The sequence below is a fragment of the Streptomyces sp. NPDC097981 genome (assembly GCF_040302565.1).
In the GTDB taxonomy this organism is placed as follows: Bacteria; Actinomycetota; Actinomycetes; order Streptomycetales; family Streptomycetaceae; genus Streptomyces.
Genome location: NZ_JBEORW010000120.1, coordinates 1 through 6,197 on the forward strand (window position 1 = coordinate 1; position 6,197 = coordinate 6,197).

At 68.3% G+C, this 6,197-nt stretch carries 6 protein-coding genes; all 6 read right to left on the bottom strand.

The features are described from left to right. Window positions 1-1,382: 1,382 nt before the first annotated feature. The gene (locus ABTY04_RS40035) at window positions 1,383-2,129 is read right to left on the bottom strand and encodes a hypothetical protein (RefSeq protein WP_352218357.1); all 747 of its coding nucleotides are present in this window, start codon (window positions 2,127-2,129) and stop codon (window positions 1,383-1,385) included. A gap of 294 nt (window positions 2,130-2,423) precedes the next feature. Continuing rightward, window positions 2,424-3,128 carry a PP2C family protein-serine/threonine phosphatase gene (locus ABTY04_RS40040; protein WP_352218358.1) on the bottom strand — a complete coding sequence of 235 codons (705 nt, stop codon included), beginning with the start codon at window positions 3,126-3,128 and terminating at the stop codon, window positions 2,424-2,426. An 82-nt stretch (window positions 3,129-3,210) separates the two neighbouring features. Beyond that, window positions 3,211-4,215 carry a DUF932 domain-containing protein gene (locus tag ABTY04_RS40045; RefSeq protein ID WP_352218359.1) on the bottom strand — a complete coding sequence of 335 codons (1,005 nt, stop codon included), beginning with the start codon at window positions 4,213-4,215 and terminating at the stop codon, window positions 3,211-3,213. Window positions 4,216-4,375: 160 nt separating this feature from the next. Beyond that, complete coding sequence (locus tag ABTY04_RS40050) at window positions 4,376-4,816, bottom strand: hypothetical protein (RefSeq protein WP_352218360.1); 441 nt, start codon at window positions 4,814-4,816, stop codon at window positions 4,376-4,378. A 94-nt stretch (window positions 4,817-4,910) separates the two neighbouring features. Then, window positions 4,911-5,324, bottom strand: a complete 414-nt coding sequence (locus ABTY04_RS40055; RefSeq protein ID WP_352218361.1) for a hypothetical protein — start codon at window positions 5,322-5,324, stop codon at window positions 4,911-4,913. 114 nt (window positions 5,325-5,438) lie between these two features. After that, window positions 5,439-5,840 (bottom strand): hypothetical protein, encoded by a 402-nt coding sequence (locus tag ABTY04_RS40060; protein WP_352218362.1) that lies wholly within the window; start codon window positions 5,838-5,840, stop codon window positions 5,439-5,441. Between the last annotated feature and the right edge of the window lie 357 nt (window positions 5,841-6,197).

Below are 6,197 nucleotides of genomic sequence, written 5' to 3' on the forward strand. Positions count from 1 at the left end.
CACGCTGCGCGTGGAGGAGTGAACCGCCTCGCTTCGCTCGGCGGGCTCGGCTTCGCCGAGCCAGGGCCGGCCCTTCGGGCCGGAGTCCTGCGCTTCGCTTCGGACGGTCCGGGTTCCGCTGCGCTCCACCCGGACGGAGCCCGCTTCGCGGGCTCCTAGACTGTCGTGCTGCGCACGGGGAGTGACCTCGTTTCACGAGGTCCGGCCCTTCGGGCCGTTGGGGTGTCCGCTTCGCTACCACCCCGGGCCCGCTTCGCGGGCCAGGCCAGCAGCAATCGGGGGCGGTCACCCGCCAGGGTCCTTGGAGCCGTCCATGGGGGTCCAAGGTTCGGGAGGGTAGGCATCCCGCGGCCTGGGATCCGTGGATGCCACGAGTTCAGCCATCCTGGAGAGCCGATACCAGTACTCCGGGCTGTCACCGTCACCGAGCACGGCAAGGATCTCTCCGAGCTGGGATCCCCGCCAGTGCAAGACCCGATAACTCCGCACGTCCAGGGCACCGGCATTACTGAGCCAGGTATGCACACACCCCGCGATGTCCGCGTCAACCAGGACAAGGTCGAAACCTGCCCGATCCTCACCTGCCAGACCAGCTGGGAAGGGGGCAGGCCTGTGTTCATCCCACAGCGAGCCCACAGCGGCTACGAGATCAGATTCGTGATTCATCCCCTCGATCATGACCGAACCCCCTGAAGAAGCACCCGTCATTTATCCGACCTCCTCTCCCCTGCGCTCCCCCCGCTCCGCGCGGGAGGTGACTCCGTTTCACGGGGTCCGGGCCTAAGGACCGTTGGGCGGGTCCGCTTCGCTCCCCCACCGGGTCCTTCCGGCTCCGCCTCCAGGAACAGCCCGCTACGCGGGCGGCTGGCAGCAGGGACCGCGGCTCACCGGTGCTGCTGTAGCGGATGACGAAGTCCACTGTCATCTGCATGCCGATTCCTGTCAGCCGGGTGACTGGCAGGTCGGTCTCCTGCTGCTGGGGGAAGGTCAATCGGTCCAGGTAGTCCAGCGCGCATGGGGCGGCGCGCACTGTCCCGACTCGATTGCCTGTTGATACGCCTCGTTCGGACTCAGCGACTTCCCGGGAGAACCACTGGAGAAGAAGACACAGTCCGGGTAAATCGGCTGCAGCCCGTACCAACAGGCCGTTATCAAGAGGGTCAGCGCAAATGCAGCAAGAGGATGTCTCCACGTAGGAGGGCCTGAGAGGGGAAGGATCATGCCGAAGATCGTACGATCTCACTCTTCCGCCCGACGGGGCCTTCACTCCAATGCTGCCAGCAGCCAGGACCACCACTCGTATGACTCAAAATAGACAGCGGATTAACTCGGGAAACGAAGGCCTGCACCATAACCGAGCGGTCCACTGCGGCTGTCGAGGATCAATGCATCTGCGCATTGCTTGCGAGCTGAACCGCGCCCGGTTCCATGATGGCGCTCACGCCATCATTGTAGAAAATCCTCCACGGGCCCTTCCAGCGATTGGCCCCGGGGTCGAGTTGCATGACGACCGGTTCGCTTCCGTCTGACGGGATGACACCCCGCTTGCGGGGGGCGTGGGTCCAGCCCGGAGTCCATTCGGAGGCGATGCCGTTGATCATGCGGCCCGTTTCCGGGTCGGTCCAAACAACCCAGCTGCCAGGGGCGTAGGCGCCGTTGGCAGGCTTGGGTGCCGTACCCTTCTCGCGGTCGCGGCGCCACGTTTCACGGACCTTGGCGGGAGAGATGCTCGCGGCGGGGGCGCGGCCGGGCTTCTGGATGCGCGGGATCCGGTTCCGGGCGTTCGCGAGGATGTCGGCTACCTTGGCGGACAGGTCGGCGGTGAGCGCCGCTCTGACGGCCGGGTGGTCGGTGCCGCTGACGGAGACCGTGACGGTCCACTCGCCCTGGTCGAGGAACACCTTGTCGGACTCCTCCCATCGGACGGGCCAGAAGTCGGACCCCTCGGCGTCGATTCGAGCCAGGGCCGCGCGGGACATTTCGCGGTGTACGTGGGCATTGGCCCGGTCGGTGGCCCTGCGGCGGGTCTCGCGCACCGTCACGGCCCGCCAGTGCTCTTCGGACCTCCACAGGTGCGCCGAGTCGGCCGGCATGGACTCGCTCTCGATCGCCTTCAGCGCGGCGTCCACCAAGGCCTTCACCTGGAGCTCAATGGTCCGTTCCATGTTCCGTATCTGTCCCGCGCGGGCCCAGTAGTCCGTCCAGCGCACGGGGCGGACCGTTTCCGGCAGGATCGTGGTACGGCCCGATTCCGAGATGCGTGCTGACAGAGCCAGCCTGCTGACGGTCCGGCTTTCCGTGTCGTCCTTGTAGGTCACGTGATTCCCTTTCCGCTTCAATCGGTTTGGCTGGGGTGGCTCTCCCCTGCCCTGCGGGGCGCAGTGTTTTGACTGCGTCCCTTGCGGCGTGCAGTGGTTCCGCTGCTAGCTGTCGGACAGGTCCGCGATCAGTGCGGTGGCGTTGTCGGCCCGGCCGTCGGCGTGGGCGATGGCGGCTTTCACCAGGGCGCGGGCGGCGCGGCGCGTGCTGCCCGTCACGTAGTCGGAGATCGCCAGTTCGGCGTCCTCCAGCGGTTCGTACGCTCCGTCGCTGGCGAGCACCAGCCTGCCTCGGCCGGGAACCTGCACGGATCCGAGCGGGGCGTGCGGGCTGGTGTCGCCGAGGTAGGACGTGACCCGGTTGCGGGCGTACGGTCCGGGCTCCACACCCATGTCAGTCAAGACCTGCCGCATGTTGTGATCGGTCGTCAGCCGCTCCAGCCGATCACTGGACGTCGGGAGCAGGTAGGCGCGGGCGTCACCGCACCAGGCCACGTCGAGCCCCTTGCCAGGCTCTGTGACAGCCACGACGGCTACGGCCATGGGCATGTCTTGCGCCCGCCATCCCTCCTCGGCCAGCTCGGCGGCCCGGGCGGCGTGGATCTCCTGCAGGCCCTCCAGAGCTCCGGCGCGGGCGGCGGCGCGGGCGAGTCGGCGCGCGGCTGTGCGCGTCCATGTCCGGACTTCTTCTGTGCTGCCGATCCCGTCGAGCAGGGCATAGGCGCGGCGTCCCTGATGGGTGTAGGTCGCGGTGGCATCGCACTGGTGGGAGCGTCCGCCGATCAGCTGGGCCGCGCTGTGGGTGCTCATGATGACTCCTGTCTCAGCGGTGAGCGGGGTGGACGGGTTCTCCCGCCCACCCCGTGGGCGGTGCTGTCGAGCTGGTTTCGGGTCAGACGGTCATGAGCCGGAACGCGCGTTCCATCACGTCGTCGGCGGTGCCGCTGATCACGCGCTCCGCGCGCGCGGCGTTCTTCAGGTCCGGGTTCGCACCGCGCGCCGGGGCCACGTGGTTGGCGTATTCAGTGATCGCGTTGTAGCCCGCCCACGCCGTTCCCCGGATGCCGGCTTGCGTGTCCGCCTGCTCGAAGAGACCGCGGATGGCGTTCCACCGGGTGTTCTGATTCGTCTTCTTCCGGGCGCTGTCGCCGTTGGCGACCGGCCACAGCTCCTCGACGACCGTGCGGAGCATGGGGGTGGTCATCTCCACGTCCAGCATGCGCTGGGCGGCCTTCTCGAACTCCTCGGCGTACTTGAACGTCAGGCCCAGGGCCTGGCGCGCCTGCGCGATGCGGCCGCGGGCTCCCGAGGTGTGGCGGACCGTGTAGCTGCTCTTCGCATTCCGCAGTCCGGCGCGCAGAGTGTTCGCGCACACGACCCGCACGGGTGTGACGACGATGCGGAAAGCACTGCTGCCGTCATGGCTGTTGAACGCTGCGATGTAGAGGTCCACGTTGTCACTGCCGCCGATGGTCATCGTCTGAGGCAGCTTCATGGTCAGGAACACCTGACGGCCCTCTCGCAGGGATCCGGCCGTCTCGAAGTGCGCGCCGGATTCGTCTGCCAGGAAGTTGAGGAACTCGGCGTGTTCCTCGTTCTGGACGGGCGTGTAGTCGGGGCCGACCACGCCGAGAGTTTCGGGGCGCCCGGTCTTGGGGTGCGTGCGCACGCTCGCCCGGTGGTTCGGCACGTCCAGAAGCGTCGTGCCCTCTGCCGTCAGTTCGGTGGCGTGCAGGCCGACCAGGCGGACGTTCCAACCGTCCAGGGCCGCCAAGCGCATGGCGTCCTCGGCGGTCAGCGCGTCGGCGGTCACCGTTCCCAGCCTGTGCCAGGCGCTCTCACGCGCGCTCACGAACGCGGCGGTACCGTCACTGAACTGCTCGATCTCGTGTGCCACGGAAGTCTCTCCTTCTTCTGGGGTGTTCTACGGATGCGGCTGGGGTGCCACTCCCCTCGCCGCTGGCGGGCTGTGTTCAGTCGTTCGGGGTGTCCGCAGAGGTACCGGCCCGGTCGGTCGGCCGCCGGACGCGGGGCGGCCGACCGTGACCTGGCCGGGGTCAGACGAGTTCGGGCGCGTCCATGAACGTCATGGCGAGTGACGCGTCAGCGGGGCGGTCCTCGCCGATGGCGTACGCGCTACGGCTCTGTTCGGCCGTTGCGGGGTACGCGGTGAGGTCCCGGACCATCCAGGACATGAACGTCACCGTGCCGTCCGTCCGCAGCGAGCGCGCGAGCAGCATGGCGCTGACGCCCATCGTGGTCACGGCCAGGAGGTACGCGGCCTCCGCGAGGGGGTCGTGCGGGTCGTCCTCGTTCGGCACCGGGCCTTCGATGAGACACTCGGCGTGAGCGAACCCGCTGGGGTGCGCAAGCACCACGGTCAGGTGGTGGGTGCCCTCACCTGCGGCACGCGCGAGGGACCTCACAAGGGTCATGGTTCGACGGGCAAGCAAACGCGCGTCCATGTCGTAGGGGTCGTCTGCCGGGAAGTCGGTCATGAGCGTGCTCCTTCTGCGGTGTTCGACGGTCGGCGCTGCGGGGCCGGGTGCCACTCCCGGCCCCGCAGCACGGTTACTGAGCGCTGGCGAACTGCTAGACCAGGCTGATGTGAGGGGCGTCGTCGTAGTACAGGCCCGGCTCCGGCGGGAGGGCCTCGCCGGTAAGCGCGTCCCGGGAGTAGGCGCAGCGGAGCGCGTCGGCCGTAAGCGGGGTCGCGAAGAGGCCGCGTACGTGCCAGCCCCACGCGCGGGCCTTCCCCTCTCCCTCGATGCTGCGCAGCACGACGCCGCATACCTCGCCCGCCAGGGCGGCCGCCGTGCTGCTGACGATGTCGGCGATGTCGACGCCCTCGCCGAGGTACGTCCGCTCGCCCTCGTTGTGGAACCGGATCACGGCGGTGGGGCCGCCTGCATAGGCCGTGAGGGTGTGACAGCCGTCCTCGGCCGCATCGAAGACGCTGTACAGGAGGTTCTCAGCGCGCTGCCTGGGGGAGATCTTCAGCCTCATGAGGCTTCCTTTCGCGGTGGGTTCTCCGGGCGGGCCTGCGGAGCCGGGTGCCACTCCCGGCCCCGCAAGCGAGGCGGCCGGGGCGACGGGCCCGGGCCGACCGTGGCGGGGGTTTCAGCGCGTGCGCTGCACGGGGATCGTGGCCACGCGGGTCAGGTAGAGCTCGATGAGATCGAGCGCCTGGCCCTCCGTGAGACCCTCCGCGTAGCAGCCCCGGCTGTACGTCATGGCGCCGGTCAGCAGGACCGGGCCGCAGTACAGGAACTGCGGGGCGAGCAGCCGACGGAGCAGACGCCTGGCGGGGTCGTTGATCGGCAGGCCGCGCCATGCGGCGTCATCGTCGACCCAGACGGTCACCGTGGGGTGGACCGGGAGCGGCCGCATGAAGGAGGCGCTGTAATCCGATTCACGGTCAATCGGATCAGCGGGCTTGGTGGTAGGGGTCCAGTCGGCGAGGACGCACCCGCCGTCGGTCTGCACGATCAGCGCGTAAGACTTCGCGTCTGTGGTGGGCATGGTTCTCCCTGGGCTTGAGGTCCGGGGGTTCTTCGATGCCGGTGGGTTCTTGCCACTTCCCCTCACCGACAAGATAACTCTATCGCACCTCTGTCGTGATCGGGGGATGGATCGCCCTCTTGACCCGACCCAAAAGAGTGATGTATTCGCAGGTCAGAAGTGTTTTCAGCCCGGTGGGGGCGGGCATTGCGGGTCCGGTGCCGGTTGGCCCCGGAGCGCGCAGCGCGGAGGGCAAGGGGTGGGGTGGCGGGCGGGGAAGGCAGGGGTATTCTGCGAACTGGTGCGGACGTTGAGGCGGCCGTCCTCCATCCATGCGATCGAGCCGTGCGTTTCGAGGTGGGCGTGCTGCACGCGCGG

What these genes read in the sequence shown, in the direction of transcription:
- ABTY04_RS40055 (WP_352218361.1), bottom strand. Translation starts at nt 5,324, where the DNA reads ATGAGGCTGAAGATCTCCCCCAGGCAGCGCGCTGAGAACCTCCTGTAC.
- ABTY04_RS40060 (WP_352218362.1), bottom strand. Translation starts at nt 5,840, where the DNA reads ATGCCCACCACAGACGCGAAGTCTTACGCGCTGATCGTGCAGACCGAC.
- ABTY04_RS40050 (WP_352218360.1), bottom strand. Translation starts at nt 4,816, where the DNA reads ATGACCGACTTCCCGGCAGACGACCCCTACGACATGGACGCGCGTTTG.
- ABTY04_RS40040 (WP_352218358.1), bottom strand. Translation starts at nt 3,128, where the DNA reads ATGAGCACCCACAGCGCGGCCCAGCTGATCGGCGGACGCTCCCACCAG.